General features: G+C 37.7%; 16 protein-coding genes and 1 pseudogene. 9 read left to right on the top strand and 8 right to left on the bottom strand.

The genetic code is table 11. The annotated features are described in order from the left end of the window. Positions 1 to 22: 22 nt before the first annotated feature. Both FHR29_RS00120 and FHR29_RS00125 read right to left on the bottom strand, forming a co-directional pair. Positions 23 to 1,768: a hypothetical protein gene (locus FHR29_RS00120; protein WP_183911730.1), complete on the bottom strand. Its 1,746-nt coding sequence runs from the start codon at positions 1,766 to 1,768 to the stop codon at positions 23 to 25. Positions 1,769 to 1,796: 28 nt separating this feature from the next. Beyond that, entirely contained in the window at positions 1,797 to 1,991 is a 195-nt protein-coding gene (locus FHR29_RS00125; protein WP_183911731.1) for a hypothetical protein, read from the bottom strand. Between the two features lie 588 nt (positions 1,992 to 2,579). On the opposite strand from FHR29_RS00125, the gene FHR29_RS00130 reads away from it, so the two are divergent. The 5 genes from FHR29_RS00130 (at position 2,580) to FHR29_RS00150 (ending at position 7,512) form a co-directional block, all read left to right on the top strand. Beyond that, complete coding sequence (locus FHR29_RS00130) at positions 2,580 to 4,142, top strand: fimbrillin family protein (RefSeq protein WP_183911732.1); 1,563 nt, start codon at positions 2,580 to 2,582, stop codon at positions 4,140 to 4,142. A 39-nt stretch (positions 4,143 to 4,181) separates the two neighbouring features. Next, entirely contained in the window at positions 4,182 to 4,337 is a 156-nt protein-coding gene (locus tag FHR29_RS00135; protein WP_183911733.1) for a hypothetical protein, read from the top strand. A gap of 631 nt (positions 4,338 to 4,968) precedes the next feature. Beyond that, positions 4,969 to 5,319 carry a hypothetical protein gene (locus FHR29_RS00140; RefSeq protein WP_183911734.1) on the top strand — a complete coding sequence of 117 codons (351 nt, stop codon included), beginning with the start codon at positions 4,969 to 4,971 and terminating at the stop codon, positions 5,317 to 5,319. Positions 5,320 to 5,740: 421 nt separating this feature from the next. Then, entirely contained in the window at positions 5,741 to 5,896 is a 156-nt protein-coding gene (locus FHR29_RS00145; RefSeq protein WP_183911735.1) for a hypothetical protein, read from the top strand. A gap of 251 nt (positions 5,897 to 6,147) precedes the next feature. Then, positions 6,148 to 7,512 (top strand): tetratricopeptide repeat protein, encoded by a 1,365-nt coding sequence (locus FHR29_RS00150; protein WP_183911736.1) that lies wholly within the window; start codon positions 6,148 to 6,150, stop codon positions 7,510 to 7,512. Between the two features lie 266 nt (positions 7,513 to 7,778). Here FHR29_RS00150 and FHR29_RS00155 read toward each other — a convergent pair whose 3' ends face one another. The 4 genes from FHR29_RS00155 to FHR29_RS00170 form a co-directional block, all read right to left on the bottom strand. Continuing rightward, on the bottom strand, positions 7,779 to 8,147 hold the full coding sequence (locus tag FHR29_RS00155; RefSeq protein WP_132845036.1) for a nuclear transport factor 2 family protein: 369 nt from the start codon (positions 8,145 to 8,147) through the stop codon (positions 7,779 to 7,781). 130 nt (positions 8,148 to 8,277) lie between these two features. After that, entirely contained in the window at positions 8,278 to 8,757 is a 480-nt protein-coding gene (locus FHR29_RS00160; protein ID WP_183911737.1) for a hypothetical protein, read from the bottom strand. A gap of 373 nt (positions 8,758 to 9,130) precedes the next feature. Next, positions 9,131 to 9,604: a cupin domain-containing protein gene (locus FHR29_RS00165; protein WP_183911738.1), complete on the bottom strand. Its 474-nt coding sequence runs from the start codon at positions 9,602 to 9,604 to the stop codon at positions 9,131 to 9,133. Next, positions 9,597 to 10,589 (bottom strand): NADP-dependent oxidoreductase, encoded by a 993-nt coding sequence (locus FHR29_RS00170; RefSeq protein ID WP_183911739.1) that lies wholly within the window; start codon positions 10,587 to 10,589, stop codon positions 9,597 to 9,599. The genes FHR29_RS00165 and FHR29_RS00170 overlap by 8 nt, the downstream gene beginning before the upstream one ends. Before the next feature lie 91 nt (positions 10,590 to 10,680). Here FHR29_RS00170 and FHR29_RS00175 point away from each other — a divergent pair, with 91 nt between their 5' ends. Then, positions 10,681 to 11,055, top strand: a complete 375-nt coding sequence (locus tag FHR29_RS00175; protein ID WP_183911740.1) for a helix-turn-helix domain-containing protein — start codon at positions 10,681 to 10,683, stop codon at positions 11,053 to 11,055. 74 nt (positions 11,056 to 11,129) lie between these two features. On the opposite strand, the gene FHR29_RS00180 is transcribed toward FHR29_RS00175, so the two are convergent. After that, on the bottom strand, positions 11,130 to 13,331 hold the full coding sequence (locus FHR29_RS00180; RefSeq protein WP_221197766.1) for an alpha-galactosidase: 2,202 nt from the start codon (positions 13,329 to 13,331) through the stop codon (positions 11,130 to 11,132). A gap of 362 nt (positions 13,332 to 13,693) precedes the next feature. Here FHR29_RS00180 and FHR29_RS26785 point away from each other — a divergent pair. Continuing rightward, a pseudogene (locus tag FHR29_RS26785) lies at positions 13,694 to 13,867 on the top strand (multiprotein-bridging factor 1 family protein); the annotation flags it as partial. Here FHR29_RS26785 and FHR29_RS00190 read toward each other — a convergent pair. Beyond that, complete coding sequence (locus tag FHR29_RS00190) at positions 13,793 to 15,112, bottom strand: serine hydrolase (RefSeq protein WP_183911741.1); 1,320 nt, start codon at positions 15,110 to 15,112, stop codon at positions 13,793 to 13,795. The pseudogene FHR29_RS26785 and the gene FHR29_RS00190 overlap by 75 nt on opposite strands. Before the next feature lie 307 nt (positions 15,113 to 15,419). Between FHR29_RS00190 and FHR29_RS00195 the strand changes: the two genes are divergently transcribed. Then, positions 15,420 to 16,283 (top strand): HD domain-containing protein, encoded by an 864-nt coding sequence (locus tag FHR29_RS00195; RefSeq protein ID WP_183911742.1) that lies wholly within the window; start codon positions 15,420 to 15,422, stop codon positions 16,281 to 16,283. Between the two features lie 263 nt (positions 16,284 to 16,546). Beyond that, a complete protein-coding gene (locus FHR29_RS00200; RefSeq protein WP_183911743.1) occupies positions 16,547 to 19,639 on the top strand; it encodes a TonB-dependent receptor in 3,093 nt (1,030 codons plus the stop codon). Positions 19,640 to 19,652 lie beyond the last annotated feature (13 nt).

Below are 19,652 nucleotides of genomic sequence, written 5' to 3' on the forward strand. Positions count from 1 at the left end.
AAATAAATTTATAATTTGTCTATTATTTATCTTGGATACAGCGTACAGGATAGCCCGCACGTTTAAAATAATTCTGAGTATCCCAAGCACTTTGGAATCCTCGGCCTTGAAACGCTCTATCATTACCGCCAACTTCTGTATTTAACCAGTAGATAGCGGTGGCTTGTCTAACACGCTGTGATCCGTCAGTTGTTTCTCTATGACCAGCTGCGGGAAAGCTTAATTTAATATCACTGCTCTTTTTACTGGTCATAATATGCGCCGCAGTAAAGTCCGATAATCCAGCAGAAGTTCCTGTATTTGGAATCCAGTTTCCAATGGAAGTATGGCGAGTATAATTTCCTAAACGGGTATATTCAACAGGGCTAGGCACTCGATCACCCGTACCACATGGGTCTAATGCTGCTTTCACTGGAACAGATGCTGTACCATTATTCCAGGAACCATCAGGAGCAAATGTCGTATTCCATCCAACAATAGCGCCATCTCCGCTGTAAGCATTTGCCACTGGCAATTGACGGCCCCATTGATAGTAGTTGCCATATAGGGCTTGTATCGAAGGGTTAGCATCTGGATTATTTGTTACTGGATTTACATTTGCGACACCCAGGTTATAGCGATCCCAACGATGGCCACCGATCACTGCATAACGCGCATCAGCAGCAGTTGCGCTTCTTGTTTCATTAAGTGCATTCACATAACGGTCACTGTTAAAACGCAATTTCATGGTGTACGAATAACCTGGTTTTAAACCAAGGCCTGCATTTGAAAAATTAAAGTTTACTGCTTGTGCATTGACATCATGACCTATTTTGACTTGACCTGTTGGTATCGACAATGCAATTGAAAAAGTGTTTGACCGATTTTGGTTTACGATAAAAGTGCGGGCTGTTGCATTGAGAGTTGCAATAGGAGGTACAGTACTCTCATTAACTGCCGATACGACTTCTCCAGTACTGAGGTCGACAGTGGCGTCAGCGAAAGGTGAAACCCATTGCGCTTGAACCGGAACCTCTGAAAGATAACCTCCTTTTAGATAATTTGCGGTTCCGAATGTGCCCGTAGCATCGCTATTGTCGACCAGAAGAGTGACACGGGTAAACATATGCTGCAGTGGAGCCGTTAATGGAGTCGGCGTATTGTTACCGAGGATGGTGACATCTTTTTCGATGGCATACATCAAATCCGCTCCATTCTCCTCATAGCTTGTAAAATCGAAATTAACTGTACCTGCAGTATAGAGGTTTGTTGTTGGGGCAGCAGCAGGAGGAGTAGTCGTAGAGCCCAATGAATAGATCACAAAGGTATATTTATTGCCTGCGATCAATTTATCTCCAAAAAATACCAGGCTTGCATCTGATGCATCACCAACCGCTTGGTCAATATAGGTACCGTCTGTTTCATAGACTACTACCCGATACGTTACCGCACCTCTCAATGACAACAAAGAAGTGGCGGACTTTTTATTGGTAGATGCTTTAAGTCCGTTGTTCGTTGCCGTATTTTCAGTAAGCTCTGCTGTTATAGTAAAAGGCCCCGAGTGCAGTTCTTGTGTGATCACCAACGGTTCAGTTGCGCTAGCTTTTGCCGATGCTTTGGCCACAGATACATGATCTCCACCGAATTGGGCTTCCGTTAAAGCCAGTTTTATGCCACCTTTATTCGCTTCAAGAGTATTTTCACCTTTTTCCTTACTACAGGAAACGGCAACTGCTAGGAGAACGATTAAGGCTAGTTTTATCTTTATAATCTGATACATTGTTTTCATAATTGTTATAAATAATTTTTGATTGGTATTAGTTCCACCATTCACCGCCATTCGGATCCTGGGTTTCCGTTCCGCCATTGTTCCAGTCTGTTTCGTTAACTCCAGTTCCGCCTCCGGGTTGACCTGATCCAGCCGACCCTGCAGCTACACCATGTTCCATTTCCACCTGTAACTGTTCGATTACGGGTTTCACGTAAATGTTTTTTTTAGTTCTCTTTTTCATGTTTAATATTTTATTTGGTTTATATTTTTAACATCTGCCACCACGGACACGGTGCCCAATATGGCACCAAAACAGTTATATCACCCTGATAAATATCCTGTATTAGCTCAGGTTTCAATTGCGTGTATTTTTTGTGGCGATCTAAAAGTTAATTTCTCTTCATTTAAATAATTAATGATATCGGTAATTTTCCGCTATCTGCTTATATGGTCTTACTACATCAAAACATGTTGTATTCTTTACTTCAAAGGTAGTACGGATAAAGAAAAATATAGCATAATGCACATATCACATTAATATCACATCCCTATCTCAGGTATTTAACTAATTGAAATACAGGTTATTGTGTTGATTTGATAAAACTATTAAGAAAAATACTGTTCCTAATTTCCATAGTTTATCTTGTACTTTATCTTTGACATCTTTTTATGATAATACTTTTCTTTAATATGACTTGTATTTTGTTAATAGTCATATTAATGTGTGATATCTTTGTGATATAAGCTTGTTGTTTCCTTTTGGGAAATTATTACAACATTTGCAACGAATTAATTAAAATGTTTATTAATCATCAAAAAAATTAGAAAAATGATTTTAAAATCACCGACAAAAATAAGCTGGAAGGCATTGGTTCTATCAGCTTTGGTGTGTGGATCGTTGTATTCCTGTAAGGAAAGCAAAGACAGTGTAGCGGCCAGTGGTAAAGCTAGCGTCAGCATTCATTTACTTGGCGTAGAAAACCCGGTTGTCACAAGTAAAAAAGCAAGCAATGGGGGAAGCATTGGGAGCACAGCCCAAACTCAGGTAATTCCTTTGACAAGCTCAAGTTCTTTTGAGGCAACGTTGACAAGCAAGTCTTCCGTGGTTAATGGTAACCTGTTGCGGGCATCGTCGGGAAATCGTGCCGCAGTTTCCGAAGAGAGGACACCCTTAGCAGCTAATGTCAAGTACAAGATCGTGGTGTATAATGCAGATGGGGAATATGTAACAGAAAAGATCTACACAAATTCTGTTGACAATAATAGTGAAATCACATTGGATGCAGAAAAGAGCTATACTTTTGTAGCGTATTCAGTCAATAGTACGGCAACCGTTCCAGGAGTGACTGCACAGGCCGACTTAGCAAATGCCAGTCTGGATAACATCAGTGCAGATCTGATGTATTTTAAGAAAGATTTGACAGTTCATTCAGGTGATAATAATCTTGATGTGGTATTGAAACATCAGTATAGTGAGGTAATTACTAATTTAAGTATGGCAACTGAAATGACTGGAGCAATAACAAGCTTGGTTACGCCAACGATAAACCCTACGCATCCTAGTGCAAGTTTAAAATTAGCAGATGGTACGATATCCTACAATGGAAATACTGCAACTACTGCTGTACAATTTCCAGCTTTGGGAGCGGGCTTACGGACGGTATCGAGTATCCCTACAATGTTAATCCACCCTGGCGCTGCCAATGGTGTATTTAGTTTTGGATCTATTACTATTGATGGAGAGACAAGATCTAATGTAGGCGTTGCTGGATTACAGATTATACCAGGTCAACGTTATAACTTAAACCTAAACTTCAAAACTTGTACAGAATCTGTGACAGGAGGTGCGGATCTAAACTGGGATTATCCTGCTTCTGGATCAGGTGCCAATGTCAATGGTACATTTGTTCCTAACGGAAACTTAGTTACACAGACATTGACAGCACCAGGTGCTGATTATGGATTTGTATTTGATATTCTTCAATTAGACAATTCCTTTAATATGGAGGTTAATGGTATCAAGCTGTCCACACAAGAAATTCAATTTGAAGGTGGTATTGCCATTGCGCAAAAAAATGTGAGATATGTAGATGGAAGTGTTTACGGCGGAAACAATGTTGAAGGCGGTACAATCCAACAAATTTATGATATGGTAGGTACAGCAGCGCAGCCGCTTATCAGAGTTGTAATTAGTCGTACCGGTGAGGTTACTATGTATGGTAGCAAGACCTCAGGAGGTGCACTATATCCACTTGAACTGACACAAGGTTCATTTAATACGGTGCCATGGAGTACGACTTCCAATACTGTAAAAATCACACAGGTAGTACAAGGTAAGACGATGATGGTGGGGTCAGGTAGTGGCAGAAAGAAAACTGCTTGTACACTGTAGGTAGAATCACAGAATGTTAACTTTTTTTAAAATCATATTATGAATACTAATGAGCCCAAGAGAATCTATTTAAGTCCACGAATCGAATTGATGATAGTGGAAATGGAACAAGGTATTGCAGCTGCATCTGTTAGCTCCGACGTGCAACAATCATGGGATAATGCTGATGATGATAATCGTACCATCGACTGGTAATGTATCCGAACTAATTATTGTTTAATTCATCTTAGTTGCTCGACAGGTTTTAATAACTCCTGTCGAGCTTTTTTATGAGATAGCATAAAGATTTTAAACTGGATGCGCGCACAAATTCAGTTCAAATAAACTTCGAAAAGTCCTAAATCAGGGAAAAAATAGTCCTTCTTTCATAAGAAGGACTTTCTTTTTAAGGGCGAAGGACGTTTGCTCAATACTTATATTTAAGTTATTTACTGTTTTTAATGATGTTAAGGTGTTGTTTATTAGGTTTTTACAAAGTGTGATATGAATGTGAAAGGCGGTTTTTTTTGATTCATTCTTTTAATGCAAATATTTGTTAGGCAGAATAAGACAGTACAGTTTAGTTCAGGTGCCGCTGGATAAAAGCATTCAAAAATATATTGTTGAGAACATTTTGATGCTTGTTGTCGCATTATTGCTCGTACCTAATTTGTGTGAAGGTCCGTGCTAATATAGTTGGATTTAGTCTACGGGTATCAATTTGGAGCTGTCGATTTTAATTGCTATTTCCTCTAAAAAATAAGCAAAATTGGCAACTACTGGTTGAAGGAATTTATCTCCAAGGACGGTAATATGGGAATGAAAATTTACTAAATAATGATATATAATGGAAAGGAATAACTTCAATAATTTAATTGCTTTAGCGAAAAATAATAGCGCTGAATTTTTGACGCTGTTCAGCGAGATCTATCCCGATTTTGTTGTCTCGTTAAAGACAATAAATCCGAAAATCCGTAGTAGTGAATTAGAATTTTGTGCCCTGACCTTTTTGAATTTCTCGACCAAAAATATCGCTCAATATACTTTTGTCACGATACGTGCCGTACAGGTACGTAAAAATAGATTGCGCAAAAAGTTAAATATCGCTTCCGATATTGATTTTAATTGTTGGATGCGCGAGCAGATCCAGCGAATTCCAATGATTGAACAAGAGCAAATAGCTATTGAGACTATTTAGCAATGCGGTAAGTATGAGACTTTCCTACTTCAATTTTGAATTGTTCAGTAATATTAAAGAAAATTTTAGGGAAGATCTATTTGCTTGCCGGAATAGCTTTTCAAGCACTAAATATTAAAATTTAATGGCATACATAAAAGGAGAAAGTGTTAATATAATTTGAGATCAAAAAGTTTTCCACTATTTCTATTTTATTTTGATCGATTTCAAGTTAATAAATGATGGTTAGTTTTTATGTGATATGTATGTGATAGGTCATTTTTCATCGATTGTATTTCAAAATCCTAATCTTTGTTCCCAATAATTAATTTGATTTTGGTATTGCTTACGGCTGTGCAAATCGAAGGTTTAATAAATGATCAATCTAAAACAATAAGCCGTCAGAAAGATTTACGCCAAATAAAAACTAAAAAAAATAGTCATGGATACAGAAGATCAAAAGAAAAAGGAAAGTTATATTCCTCCGATTTTGAGTATTACAATCGTAGAAATGGAGCAGGGAGTCGCTGCTGGTTCTGCACAGGTTTCCCAGGGAGTATCGCCATTGGAGGATGATTATCTGAAGTTAGAGGATTAGAAAATTCGGGATGAAAATGTATTCTGTAGATGGTTTGATATCTGGTTAATGATTTAAAATTCTTAGATTAGTAGCGCAATACTTTAAGGCTGAAGGGAGCTTTAAACTGTTGTGATTCATAACTATCTATCACAATTGATGACCTACCAAATGAGAAAACAACTTCTTTTTTTATTTTATTATTATTTACGTTTAAAGCAATCGCTGGGGATGACAAGAAGCAAGAGGTTGATTCACTCTTAGCAAAGTCAATGGAATTTGCTAGTAGAGGAGATTTGGTGACCTATATAGAGACGGCGATCAAAGCGCTTAATTTGGCTAATGTTGCCAACTATGATGAAGGAAAAGCAAAATCTGGCTCTTACATTGCAGAAGGTCTTGTGACTGTAGGCTTATTTAAGGAAGGACTGAAGCAGCTGGATCGTATTGAAGCCACTGACTTCTATAAGAATGAAATTTTCATGCAATCAGAAGTCCATCGGTTGCGGGGAAGAGCATATGGGGGGCTCATGCTTCATCAGCAAGCTATTCGGGAGTTCCGTTTGCAACAGGAAGTGATCAAAAGGCTGACTGGCGAAATAAAAGTAAAATCCTATCAGTTTAACTACGAAAATTTAAGTGCTGCTTTCCGACGTTTGGGGCAACTGGATTCTATGCAAAAATATACCGAACTACAATTAGAGAATCTAAAGGTCTTTGAAGAGAAAGATGCGGCTATGCGTTATCAGATAGTATATGAAAACCTGGGAAGTTTATATGTTAAGAAAGGCGATTTAGTGAAGGCGCAACAATACCTTGACAAATCCCTGGAACTCATGAAGAAATATAAAATTCCTGTTGTTTTGAATACCTATGGTGCTTTAGGTCTTTTGGAAGAAAAAAGAAAAAACTTTAAAAAGGCTGCAGCTTTTTATGAAGAGAGCTTAGCAAAAAAGCGGGCAGCCGGTAGCAGAATTGGAATGAAGAATTCATATCGGGAGTTGGCTGATTTTTACCGAACAAACAACTTGGACAAAGACAAAGCTGATCACTATGAAATGGCCTTTAGCCGACTCAATGATTCTTTGGAAAATGAAAATCGACAGGTTGTCGATCAGGTGCTCAATCAGATTTTGAAATTAAAAGATCAGGAATCTGCGACAAAGGTGTCAAAGTCAGTTACCGTTTCAATAATTGCTTTGATCGTGCTCCTTGCCGCGATCACTTTTTTTGTATGGCGATCTAGGCACAATCGTAAAGTTTTGGGGCAAAAAGAAGAAGCTTTACAGGAAACAGAGCTCATTAATAAAGAACTGACAGAGCAAATTGGAGAAAATAAATTCAATAATCTGATCGACTTGGCTAAAAGTAACAATCCGGAGTTCTTGACTTTGTTTACCGAATTATACCCACAGTTTATTCAAGCGTTGAAATCATTTGATTCGAATCTTAGAAGCACCGAGCTTGAGTTTTGCGCTATGGCCTTTCTTAATTTTTCAACAAAAAATATTGCCGAATATACGTTTGTGACAGTAAGGGCTGTACAGATTCGGAAGAACAGATTACGTAAAAAATTTGAAATCCCTTCGGACGTTGACTTTAATAACTGGATGCGCGGGCTTGCCGAATATGTATAATTAATGTCCACATGGTATCAATCCGCATCCCTGTCTCACACCCATATATTTATATCGGATCTTGTTTCAATTGATGGTAAACCTATTGAAACAAGTTATATCACATAGCAGCAAATGATGTCTGGGGCAACATTGGTATTCGAAATGGGAAACAAACCAGGACCGGTATGGTATAAATAATAATCGCGTGTAGTAGCACCGTTTTCAATTAGAGCGTTGCAAAAAGTTACTGGCTTTTTGCAACGCTTTTAAATGGTACAGCCCGTTTAAACATGAACAATCCTTCCACTTCCTCCAACTACTTTTATTCCACTAGGGAATGTTTTCCAAAAACGGATGTAATGAAACTTACTTTCAAAGTCTTGACCACTGTAATTTCCTTTTAATTCCAAGGTCAACGTAATCACTGCTGTATCATCTATGATGTTTAGATGTTCAACATGGGGAATAAGTTCGCTTATTTTTAAGTTACCGTCGCGGTAACTCTGTAAATCCATTTCCTTTGTGATCACGTCTCCACTTGGAAGCACAAAAAGCAGATCATCGTGCAGCAGTTCTTCAAGCACGCTTATATTACTTTCCTTGATCGCTTCATAAAGCCTATTTTCCTGATCTAAAATTTCTGTTTCTGTCATTGGTTATATTTTTAGCTTCCAACTTAAATGATTTATTTTACTCCACTACTAATTTAATAAACTTTTAAAGAATAACTATCCTTATACTCCTGCCGTATAAATGGATAATTCAATTGTCGCGAAATTACTATTAAATGGTAGATTGATAATTTGAAAGTGGCAACTGCGAAAAAGATATTAGTCCAGGCCCTTCTAAAGCATTGTATAACCTTTGAATATCGCCTTCTTTTGCGATTTGGTGAATTAATAGTGTGTTATTTTCCATGGAAACACAGCGTACATTATAGCGATGTAAAATTTCCCAGATGTTTTCATTTGTGTCGAATGATATTTTAAATAAAGCAGCATTTAAAACAGAACCAAAAGTGATGGTAACATCCAGTACATCGGCTATTTTTTTAAGAGTGAGTATGGTATTGTCGATTAAGATTCCTGGCATAGCTACCTCAATCGTTATCAAAACTATTTCTGGAATATCTGTACGGGATTGTGAAATCGTCTCAATTTCTAATCCTAATTGATGCATTGTTGAAATGATTTCTGGTAGTAAATCACGTTGATTTTTGCAATTCAAGGTGAACAATTTAGCGGTCATATTTTTCTTTTTCATAACATGGAATCAAAAAAAAAGCTTCCCAAATTTTTTGGGAAGCTTTTTATAATATTATTTATTTTTAAATATCTTACAAAGTATTAACCTCCCATTTTGAACAAATAATGACGATGACCACGACTGTAGCGTTAATCAAGATGTTAATATTAATCTGTCCTAGATTGTTCATTATGAAAGTGTTTTCTTTTGTGTTTTTACAAAGAAAAGAAAATACTTTTATTATCCAATTTTTTTGAAGAATAATAATTTTTTTGATCAGATTAAAATCACTGATCGTGTTCCATTGTCCATATTCATTTTGCAAGCCGCATGTATATCTCTGAACAGCAAGCCAAAAGGATGGTCTCATCATTCATAAGAATAGAAATAATTATTCCTGAACTGCGTCAATTAAAATGGCGAGTTGTATACATGGATGATCGGAGCGGTTACTCCAAGCGTGGTTAGTGCCTCTCTGAATGACAATATCTCCTGCTTTTAAAAGCGTTTCACCTTCTTCCATGATCAGATAAAGTTCTCCTGAAAGGATGATGATGTAATCCAAGGTTGAGGTCTGATGCATCATCGGGTGGGGCTGTCCGATTTTTACATCCACCCCCAATTCTTTATCAGGCGGGATAGAAACATAACGAAAATACGTTCCGTTTTTTGGCGTTTCGGGGAAACCTTTATTTGGGATCTGTACTTCATAGTCCAGGCTCGCGGGCATCTGTTGGGTATTCCAAACGTCTGATATGACCAGATTAGGGAAATGTTCTACAGCATTTGCCACAATTTCATCTTCAATGATTACAGATTTTCCGTTTTGGATTCCGGTGACGATTCTTCTTGGTATTTTATTCATGGATCATTATTAATTTATTTCCCTTTGTCTGGTTGTTTTTAAGCATACGATGAGCTTCGAGCACTGTTTCGGTGGAAAGCTTGCCTACAATTTTATAACTTGGCGGACTTATCGTCCCATCCTGGATCAGTTTGGAAATATGTTGGAGATTATCTTTGTAGTAGGCGTAATTTTTGGTTACGCTGTGAGCATAATTGGAGATGTTCAAGATGCTTATTCCTTTATTAAAGAGCGTTTCACGGGATTTCGTGGTGTTCATAAAAGTAACATCAACATAGATTCCATTAATTTTTAGTAATTCCGCTGTAATTTCGGCCATCTCGTTTCCAACCAGATCGATTCCGATATCAAATGGTTGATTGTTGTTTGCTTTAAGCAGGTTATCTCTTAGATTAGGCAGTTTATAATTGACGATCTGATTTTCCTTTAGTCCCATATTCAAGAGAAGTTTAGTACTTTCCTCACTACCTATAGTAGCCATGATATTCTTAATTTTATGCGCCACTAATATCTTGACAAGAAACGAACCGACTCCTCCAGTAGCTCCCGTAATCAGTATTGTGTCCTTCGGACTGATTTGGAGCCGATTAAAAATTTGTAGTGCTGTCAGCGCTGCTGATGGTATTGCTGCCGCTTCCTCAAAAGAGATTTTCTTGGGTTTTAAGACAACGATAGCTTCAGGAACGGTAATAAATTCAGCATATGTACCAATACTTCCCATTGATCCACTAGCACAGAAAACTTCATCACCAATTTGAAATTCAAATACTTGAGTGCCCTTGTCGACTACGATTCCTGCCAGTTCTCGTCCCAATATCGGTGAACTGATCAGTTTTCTTTCGTGTTCATTTTCCAACATCTGGTAATCGATAGGATTAAAACCACTGGCTTTTATGTGAATCAGAATCTCATGGTCTTTAGGAATTGGTTTAGGAATGGATCCATCTTCCAGTTGGCCATATTCATTGATCGTTACTACTTGCATGATGTGTTGATTTTAGACAAAGGTATAGGTAGAATAGTTTATATTTGCTACTAGTTAACTGTTGGTAACTAGTAACATGAAGGTAACTATTATGGCAAATATTATAGAGAATGGTGTAGAAAGACCGGCGACATGTACAGAAGAGCTTTTTGCCATGCGCGACAGTCTCGATGTATTGGGAGGTAAGTGGAAACTGATGATTTTACGTTATCTGACCAACAGAACGGATCAACAGATTCATTTTAAGAAGTTACAACGTGGTATAACGGGAATTTCAGCTAAAATGCTTACGAAAGAACTCCGAGAGCTTGAAATCAATTTACTGATTACAAGAACTATTCAAGATACCAAACCCATTACGGTCATTTATGCTGTAACAGAATACGGGAAATCAGTATTTACGGTGACCGAGACACTGGTAAATTGGGGTTTGATCCATAGAGATAAAATTAAAAATTCGTTGTAACAAAATATCACATTCCCTGTTGACTGGAAAAGGGAATATGATATTTAACCTCTGTTGTTAAGCCATTGATCTACTTATGGAGTAGCTGTCAACAGGATGACAACGCTTCTTCTGTTATTTTCTAAAACAGGATTTAATCCAATATTCATTAAGAAGTCTCCGGATAGGATCAGGTTTTCAGCGATCGTGTTATCGTCTTTATTCAGGTTTATTTCTTGGACTTTGTACGATTTATTCGGATCTAAACCTTGCCATTTGATCGGTTTAGTGGTTTTAAAAACATGGTTATAAAAGGTGAGGTAATTGAACATAACCGCTTTACTTTTATCGCTGTTGATGTATGCGAGACTGGCATAATTGTTTTCTCTAGGATTAGAAAACCGATAAAGATCACCATGCCATACAATGTCTTTGATGTTATCGTATGTTTTAACCGCTTTTTGCGCGAAACTTAGTTCTTCCGGACGCAATTCTTCTAGATTGAGGTCAAAACCCATTTTTCCCATCATGGCTACATCAATTTTAAATTTAAGATCCTGCTTCCCAAAAGTGGTGACATGGTTAGCACTTCCTATTGCGGGGAAGAACAGCGAGTTTTCATATTGCATAAAGATCCGATCGTAAGGATCCGTGTTATCACTTGGCCAATATTCACTAAAGTAATTTAATGCACCGTAATCGATACGCCCACCACCACCAGAGCAAAGCATCATAGGAAGTTTCGGATACTTGGCGCGGAATCGTTCTAGAATCTTGTATAAGCCCAAGGTGTAGTCAACATAGAAATTATTTTGGTCACTTTGGAAACTCGAGTATGCGTTGTATATAACAGCATTACAGTCCCATTTGATATAAGCTAAAGAAGGATTTTTCTGTAATAATTGATCAAGAGTGTTGAATAAAAAATCCTGTACTTCGGGATTGGATAAGTCCAGCACGAGCTGATTCCTAAAATAATACTCAGGCCTGTTTGTCTGCTTCACCACCCAGTTTGGTTTCTTTTCATAAAGTTCACTTTTGGGACTTATCATCTCAGGTTCTACCCAGATACCAAATTTCACACCAACTTTAGTTGCTTCTTTGGTGATTGAGGCAATTCCATTGGGTAGTTTTTTCTTATTCTCAGTCCAGTCACCTAATGCAGATGTGTCCGCATTTCGGGGATATTTATTTCCAAACCAACCATCATCTAACAGGAAAAGATCAACACCTAATTTTTTGGTATTTTCCAGCAGATGAAAGATCTTCTTTTCATCAAAATCAAAATAAGTACTTTCCCAGTTGTTGAGCAAAGTGAGGCGTTCTCCGTTTCCATCAACCAGGCGGTTATTTTTTGCCCATCGATGGAAATTACGAGATCCTTCTCCTACACCTTTCGTCGAAAGCGTATAGGTGAATTTTGGGGTAGTGAAAGCTGTTTTAGGTTTTAAAGCATAATGCGATGCATAATTATTAATGCCTGCAATAATTCTCAAATTATCTTGCGGATCTTTTTCAAAATCAATTCTGAAATTACCGCTCCAATCCAACCCACCTAGTAATACTGTTCCCTGTGTTTCATTCCATGTCTTATCCATACCAATGGCAAAGTAAGAACTCATCAACAAGTTGGTCCGGGTACCCAGTTTACTGTCCAGTGTTTTGATACCGTGGGTAAGTCTTTCAGTTTCTGGTTGCATCTCGGCTATCCAGTCACCGTGATAGCTGCGCAAGTAGAAATCGTCTGATTTCAGGTTAAGATTCGCCGAAGCAAATTTGGTTAGTTTTACATTTTTTTTCTCTTCATGCCGAATAACCGTCCATTGTTCAAAGATGTTGTCCTGATAATTTGCCAGATAATGTAATTCCACATAAAAAGGATACAGTTCATCTTTCATAAAAATGGTGACATGCTGTTTGCCAGCAATACTGATATCATTTTTATGGTCGATATATTTAAGATCTAAAGATTGATTACCGTCGGCATGCTCGACGCTTATAGCAGGTTCAAGTAAGTTTCGGGTGCCCGAAGCCGCATAAGCAGATTGATACATGCTGGTATAATCATGAGCTTGTTTATATTGCCTGGTTACTTGTGTGTATTCATCCGATTTTGATAGCTTATTTCCAAGGTAGACCATATTGACATCTTTGTTTTCCTCTACATTCAGAACCAGTGCGATGCCAGCAGTTTCGAGGATGATATTTTTTGTTGTCTTGAGTTGCAATTGCGTTTGTTGTGCACTACTATCAATAAAAATAGGGAGCAACAAAAATAGGAGCATAAATTTTGTCATATTGTTGGTTTAGGGTTCTGAAGTAATTAGCACTATTTAATTAAAGCCTAATGTATTCCATATCGTATTGATCGGATGCATCGGTGTGGACTATAGTAAATAGTAACGTTTCAACTAAGATAGTGATTGCTAGATTGTTCTCAAAATGATCAATAATTATAATCAGAACTGCAGATTGTTTATTTTATTTTTTTATGGTTTGTAGGGTTGAGGCTTATGAATTTACCCAAGATATCAATGCCTGGACAAAAGCGACATAATAAGTGGGTTATATGCTTTTACATATAATATATCATTATTTCATATTTTTATATGCTTATGCATATAAAATGTATATAATAGCATAATTTGTAAAATCCAAAAGAAAGCAACTCGGACTCACACAAGAGGATCTTGCTGAAAGTGCTGGAGTAGCTTTTACAGTTGTGCGTAATATAGAGCAGGGTAGAGATAATGTTTTATTATTCCAGATTGAACAGAAATTCTCCACCACCTTGTTTCAATTTCATTGTTTTATCTTCCGGTCTAAATTCTAAAACAATCCCTGCCTGTTCAAATTTGAATTTATCTTTTTCTGTTGCTTCAAGAGGAAAGGCCGATTGTCCTGTTGCCTGAGCCATCAACGTTTTTTTGTCTTTTGTAATCGTAATTTTCAAGGGGATTTGTTTTGACGCATAAATACCTAAATACTTGTCCAGATCTTCTGAAGATACTTCATGGCTGGAGAAATTTGGAATATCATATGGTTTATTATAAACGGCACTTAATAGCGCAATAGCAATATTGTTATTATTAAAATGAGTTCCGTTTGAAGTTAAAGCAAAATCAATATTCTCGTCAGCAAAATGAGAAAAGACAGAACTAAAACCATCAATTCCTCCGGTGTGTCCATATCCAATTTTGTCATAAAAAGGAATTTGAAATAAGCCTACACCATATTGATCTTTGATGCTTTTCATGATTTCAAGATTTTCAGGATTCAACAATTTACCATTAAACAGTGCGTTGCTGAAATCGACCAAATCGCTTGGTGTAGAAACAACTCCTCCAGCTCCCAAAGGTATAGAAATATCTGTTTCAGGTTGGAGAATCCATTTCTCATTAAAGGTATATGATTTACATTCTTCTTTCGCCGGATTAATTTTTCCTCCCATATATGTATTCTTCAAATCAAGAGGCTTTGTGATCAATTCTTTTAACAGATCTGTATAACTTTTTTTGAAACTTTTTTCAAGTATGTAGGTTAGCAGTACAAAATTCGAATTGCTGTATTGCGCTTTACTGTCAGGTACAAAATCGCTGCCCGCTTTTGCAATAATTGCTACCATTTCTTTTTCGGTCTTAGGTCGTGTATTCCAGGTCAGGTAATCCTTGTCATCTGTAAAATTATGTATTCCACTTCTGTGGCTTAATAAGTGTTTTACGGTTATTTTTTCAGCATTTTTAATTATCGGAAAAAAGCTTTCGATGGTTTGATCTAGTTTTAATTTTTTCATTTCTACAGCTTTCAAAACTAAAACAGAAGTAAATGTTTTTGAAATGGAGCCAATTCTATACTTAGAATTTGTAGTTGCTTTCTTATTGTTTTCAAGATCAGAAAAGCCGACCGATTTGGAATATATAAGTGTACCATTTTTTGATATAGCCACACTTCCCATAAACTTGTTATTTTGCTCCAGTGATGCAAAATACGAGTCTAGTTTTTGTGAATCGAAATTTTGCGCATAGCTACCTGTCGAGATCAAAAGAAGTACGAAGTAACTTGAAATTTTTTTAAGCATAATAATTTGTCTTATGGTTTTTAATTTGATGGATAAAGAGCTGTCGTAATTTACAGCTTCTTAGACTTTAAAGATAATTGTTTTAGTTTATATTTTAATACTTTACGAGTTTGATTTTCTTTGAATAATATCCATGCGATCATTAGAATTGTGCTTAAAAAAATGGAGCCCAACAGTGTAAATAAGTTTTTATAGTAAATCATACTGGTTCAATTGCACTGTAAATGATTTTTTTAATAGAATTCCTGTACAAAGAAGGGCGTTTTCATTTTTACCTCTATCATTACCTTAAATACTTTATATTTGAATGATGATAGTAAGTGATATTTTTTACGGCAATTTCGAACTTGAAGATATTCTTAGCGAGCTAATAAACTCGGAGCCTGTTCAACGGTTAAAAAATATTCATCAGGGAGGTGCCATCTTTTTGGTCTCTCCACATGTTTGTCACAACCGATATGAACATTCTATCGGCGTTATGCTTCTTGTGCGGAAACTTGGAGGTAGTCTGGAAGAACAGATAGCTGCGCTTTTGCACGATGTTTCGCACACTGCTTTTTCGCATGTGATCGATTATGTTCTGCAGCATAAAGGCGAAGATTATCATGAGCAAATTTTTGAAGAGGTAATAGCAACGTCCACTATCCCTTCTATTCTCACTAAATATGGATTCAGTACTTCTTTACTGGAAGATCCAAAGCATACTTTGCTTGAGATGCCGCTACCTGCGCTTTGTGCAGATCGAATAGATTATACCATTAGGGATTTATATCATTTCGGCCTCATCGATATTGTGGAGGCACATGATTTTATAAGCGAACTTGGTGTTCAGGATGGTAAGATTGGTGTTCAGAGTGAAAAAGTAGCTCCATGGATTAGCAGTAAATACCTTCAGCTTAACAATGCATATTTCAGAAAACCGGAACATATATTCGCCAATACCAAGCTTGCAGAATTGATTGCTTTGGGACTGGAAAAAGGTATTCTTGTTTTATTAGATCTTTGGAAAGATGACCCTGCCGTTTTATCAATAATAAAGACCGATCCTTATCTCAATTCAGAACTTGAAAAAATTAAAAACCTGGAAGGTTTTGAAAGTTTTTCAAAAAATCAATCTGGAAAAATTTTCAAGGAAAGGATACTAAAGCCTCTGGTTATAGGTACTTACTAAATAAAATCTTTTTTACCTCCACTAAATAATTTATATCTGCCAATTCCCCTCATAAATCGGTCAGAATAAGTGTGTGCTTCAGGAGCAGGAAATCCATATTTATAACAATAATGTTACAAAATGTATTGCTCCAGATACTATAGGTTTTTTTTCGTCGTTAATTATTTGATGATGCTTAAGTTTTAATGTAAATGTTTTCATTAAAATACTTTTTATTAATCGTTATCGACAATTTATAGATGATCTAAACTTAAAACCTTTGTATGAAATTTAGTGCTACCCAATGTAAACTATGGTTGTCATATTATGTACCATCCTTGTTCTTTTTGCATGTCCTATTGATTATTCCTGGCGTTGCGGCAGCGCAGCAAAAAACGATCCTCGGTAAAGTGATCGATGCGGTGACAAAGACACCTTTGTTAGGTGTTACGATAAAGCTTGACAATAAAAATGGTACGACCGTAACGACAGATAAACAAGGTGGTTTTGTATTAGACAATGGGGCAATAGGACAATCGCTAACTTTTTCATTTTTGGGATATTCCAGTCAGACGATAAAAATAGATACGCGTACAAGCTATGCAATATCTTTAGCACCTGTTTCCAATGTGATCGAAGAAACGGTTGTGGTGGGATATGGCCGTCAGAAAAAACGAAATCTAACAGGAGCTATTGTTTCTGTGGGTGCTGCTGAAATTGAGAAAACAACGTTGCAGGATCCGATTTCCATTTTACAGGGACGGGCAGCCGGCGTGCAGGTATCGTCCAATTCGGGAGCACCGGGTGGAGAAATGAGTATCCGTGTCCGGGGAAGTTCTTCACTGAACTCGGGTAATAATCCGCTTTTTGTTGTGGATGGTATCCCGTTAGAATCCAATTCTATTTCTTCTTTAAATGGTACAGAAAATTCAGGTCTAAATCCAATGGCGGATATCAATCCAAGCGATATCGCCTCCATTGAAATACTAAAAGATGCAGCGTCAACAGCAATTTATGGTTCCCGCGCTGCCAATGGAGTTGTGATGATTACGACCAAACGTGGTGCAGCAGGTAAGCCGGAAGTAATATTGAATGCAAATGCAGGAATGAGCTCCTTGACGCGAAAACTAAGTGTTCTTAATGCCAGACAGTATCGAGAAGCAGTGTTGGACTCTTATCGCGGCATGACAATCCCAGAAGACCCTTTCTATACGATTATCGACTCCCTCAACCCCATGAACAATGGTGATGTAGACTGGCAGGATGAATTGATGCGTACAGCAAAACAGTATAAGTTAGATCTCTCTGTAAGGGGAGGGAATGAAGGAACAAAATACGCCTGGAGTTCGTCCTATTTGGATCAAGATGGAGTCATATTGAATTCGAATTATAAACGGTTTACCTCCCGACTGAATGTTGACTTTACAATTTCAGATCGTGTGCGGATAGGGCAGAGCATTTCGTATACCAACGCGGTCAATAATCGCACGAATGCTGCTGGCTCCGGGAATTTGAGTATTATCAGGAGTTTATTGGTAAGGCCACCAAATATGTCGATGTACTTGCCTGATGGATCACTGAACGGCTATATGATTGGTCAGCGGAATCCTGTCGGTATGGCTTTATTTTCCACCAATCTCAATAAGAGCAACCGTATTATTGGAAGCCAATATCTAGAAATTGATATTTATCAGGATCTTAAGTTCCGGAGCAATGTCAATCTGGATTATATTTCAATGAAGGAAGATGAATTTATGCCATCGATACTGGACTATCGCGAAGGATACAATAGCGGTGCTGTACGATCTTCTGGAAATCTTACTTGGGGGAATGAGAGTTACTTTACATACACAAAAAATATAGCGGATAAGCACCATATTGGAGCGGTGTTTGGCATGAGCTTTCAGAAATGGCGTTATGACCGGACAGGTCTTGACGGACAATATTTCCCAAGCGATGACATACGTACACTCAATGGTGCATCTGTCATTTCAAACCAGGGTGTAAATGTCGCTTCCGAACATGCTATGCTTTCTTATTTTGGCCGGGTTACTTACGATTATGAGAGCAAATATTTGTTGGAATTCAATCTTCGTTCTGACGGTTCTTCCCGCTTTGGCCGTGATCGACGGTTTGGGTTCTTTCCCTCTGCATCCGCAGGATGGCGTTTTGTGGAAGAAGAAGGTATCAAAAATCTGGGCTGGCTGAGTGACGGTAAGCTCCGCTTTAGTCTCGGAAGTACTGGAAATGAAGCCATCGGTGATTACACATCAAGAGGAGAGTTTACCTTAGGAACAAACTATTTGGATTTTTCGGGTGCCGCGCCTACTGTGATGCCCAATCCGAGCCTCACTTGGGAGACTACCCATCAATATAATCTGGGTTTAGAGCTCGGTTTTTTTAAAAATAGAATCCTACTTTCAACAGATGCGTACTTGAAGAAAACGAAAGATCTACTGTATAATGTGCCTACCCCCGGAACTTCTGGCTTTGAATATATTACACAAAACATAGGTTCGATTGAGAATCGGGGCCTGGAATTTAGCTTACAGACCCGCAATCTAGAAGGCGCTTTTCGTTGGAGCACGAATGTAAACATTAGCTTGAATAGGAATAAAGTGACCTCTTTACCTAAGAATTTATTGACCAATGGGCATATCCAAAACGGTAATTTCCATATACTGCAAGAAGGTTTACCTATAGGCGTATTTTATGGCTGGAATTTTCTTGGTGTGTATGCGCGTGACGAAGACAATACAAACAAGCTCACTAATGGAGCCAACGGAGCTGTCTTTGTAGGTGGAGACCCCATTTGGAAGGATGTCAACAATGACAAAATTATCGATCAGAATGACCGGGAGATAATCGGATATGCAGAACCTAAATATTTTGGCGGGATCTCCAACGATTTTAGCTATAAGAACTTTCATCTGAATGTGTTTTTTCAATATGCTGTCGGTAATCAGATTTATAACGAATTGAATCATCAACGAAACTCAATCGTTCGTTACAACAATTTATCGACCGATGCCCTGACTCGGTGGCGGGAGCAGGGGGATCAAACAGATTTCCCCCGATTGATTCGGGACGATCCAAAACAGTCCGACAGCAGGGTCCAAAGTAGATGGGTTGAAGATGGTTCGTATCTCAAATTAAAGAACGTCAATTTAAGATATTCTTTTGATTCAGCTTTGAGCAAACGGATCGGTCTGCGCAAGTTGGATGCATTTGTTACCGCTACGAATCTGGTCACCTGGACAAAATATACGGGCTTTGACCCAGATGTCAATTCCTATTCCGGTCTTCGTGTAGGATTGGATGAAGGCTCTTATCCACAGAGCCGCACATTTACGTTTGGTTTAATCTTTGGACTTTAATAAATAACGATGA

It is taken from the genome of Sphingobacterium sp. JUb56, assembly GCF_014191365.1.
Lineage (GTDB): Bacteria > Bacteroidota > Bacteroidia > Sphingobacteriales > Sphingobacteriaceae > Sphingobacterium > Sphingobacterium anhuiense.

Excerpts from the sequence above, each read along its gene's own strand:
- FHR29_RS00120 (WP_183911730.1), bottom strand. The coding sequence starts at position 1,768 with ATGAAAACAATGTATCAGATTATAAAGATAAAACTAGCCTTAATCGTT.
- FHR29_RS00125 (WP_183911731.1), bottom strand. The coding sequence starts at position 1,991 with ATGAAAAAGAGAACTAAAAAAAACATTTACGTGAAACCCGTAATCGAA.
- FHR29_RS00130 (WP_183911732.1), top strand. The coding sequence starts at position 2,580 with ATGATTTTAAAATCACCGACAAAAATAAGCTGGAAGGCATTGGTTCTA.
- FHR29_RS00135 (WP_183911733.1), top strand. The coding sequence starts at position 4,182 with ATGAATACTAATGAGCCCAAGAGAATCTATTTAAGTCCACGAATCGAA.
- FHR29_RS00140 (WP_183911734.1), top strand. The coding sequence starts at position 4,969 with ATGGAAAGGAATAACTTCAATAATTTAATTGCTTTAGCGAAAAATAAT.
- FHR29_RS00145 (WP_183911735.1), top strand. The coding sequence starts at position 5,741 with ATGGATACAGAAGATCAAAAGAAAAAGGAAAGTTATATTCCTCCGATT.
- FHR29_RS00150 (WP_183911736.1), top strand. The coding sequence starts at position 6,148 with ATGGAATTTGCTAGTAGAGGAGATTTGGTGACCTATATAGAGACGGCG.
- FHR29_RS00155 (WP_132845036.1), bottom strand. The coding sequence starts at position 8,147 with ATGACAGAAACAGAAATTTTAGATCAGGAAAATAGGCTTTATGAAGCG.
- FHR29_RS00160 (WP_183911737.1), bottom strand. The coding sequence starts at position 8,757 with ATGAAAAAGAAAAATATGACCGCTAAATTGTTCACCTTGAATTGCAAA.
- FHR29_RS00165 (WP_183911738.1), bottom strand. The coding sequence starts at position 9,604 with ATGAATAAAATACCAAGAAGAATCGTCACCGGAATCCAAAACGGAAAA.
- FHR29_RS00170 (WP_183911739.1), bottom strand. The coding sequence starts at position 10,589 with ATGCAAGTAGTAACGATCAATGAATATGGCCAACTGGAAGATGGATCC.
- FHR29_RS00175 (WP_183911740.1), top strand. The coding sequence starts at position 10,681 with ATGGCAAATATTATAGAGAATGGTGTAGAAAGACCGGCGACATGTACA.
- FHR29_RS00180 (WP_221197766.1), bottom strand. The coding sequence starts at position 13,331 with ATGACAAAATTTATGCTCCTATTTTTGTTGCTCCCTATTTTTATTGAT.
- FHR29_RS00190 (WP_183911741.1), bottom strand. The coding sequence starts at position 15,112 with ATGCTTAAAAAAATTTCAAGTTACTTCGTACTTCTTTTGATCTCGACA.
- FHR29_RS00195 (WP_183911742.1), top strand. The coding sequence starts at position 15,420 with ATGATGATAGTAAGTGATATTTTTTACGGCAATTTCGAACTTGAAGAT.
- FHR29_RS00200 (WP_183911743.1), top strand. The coding sequence starts at position 16,547 with ATGAAATTTAGTGCTACCCAATGTAAACTATGGTTGTCATATTATGTA.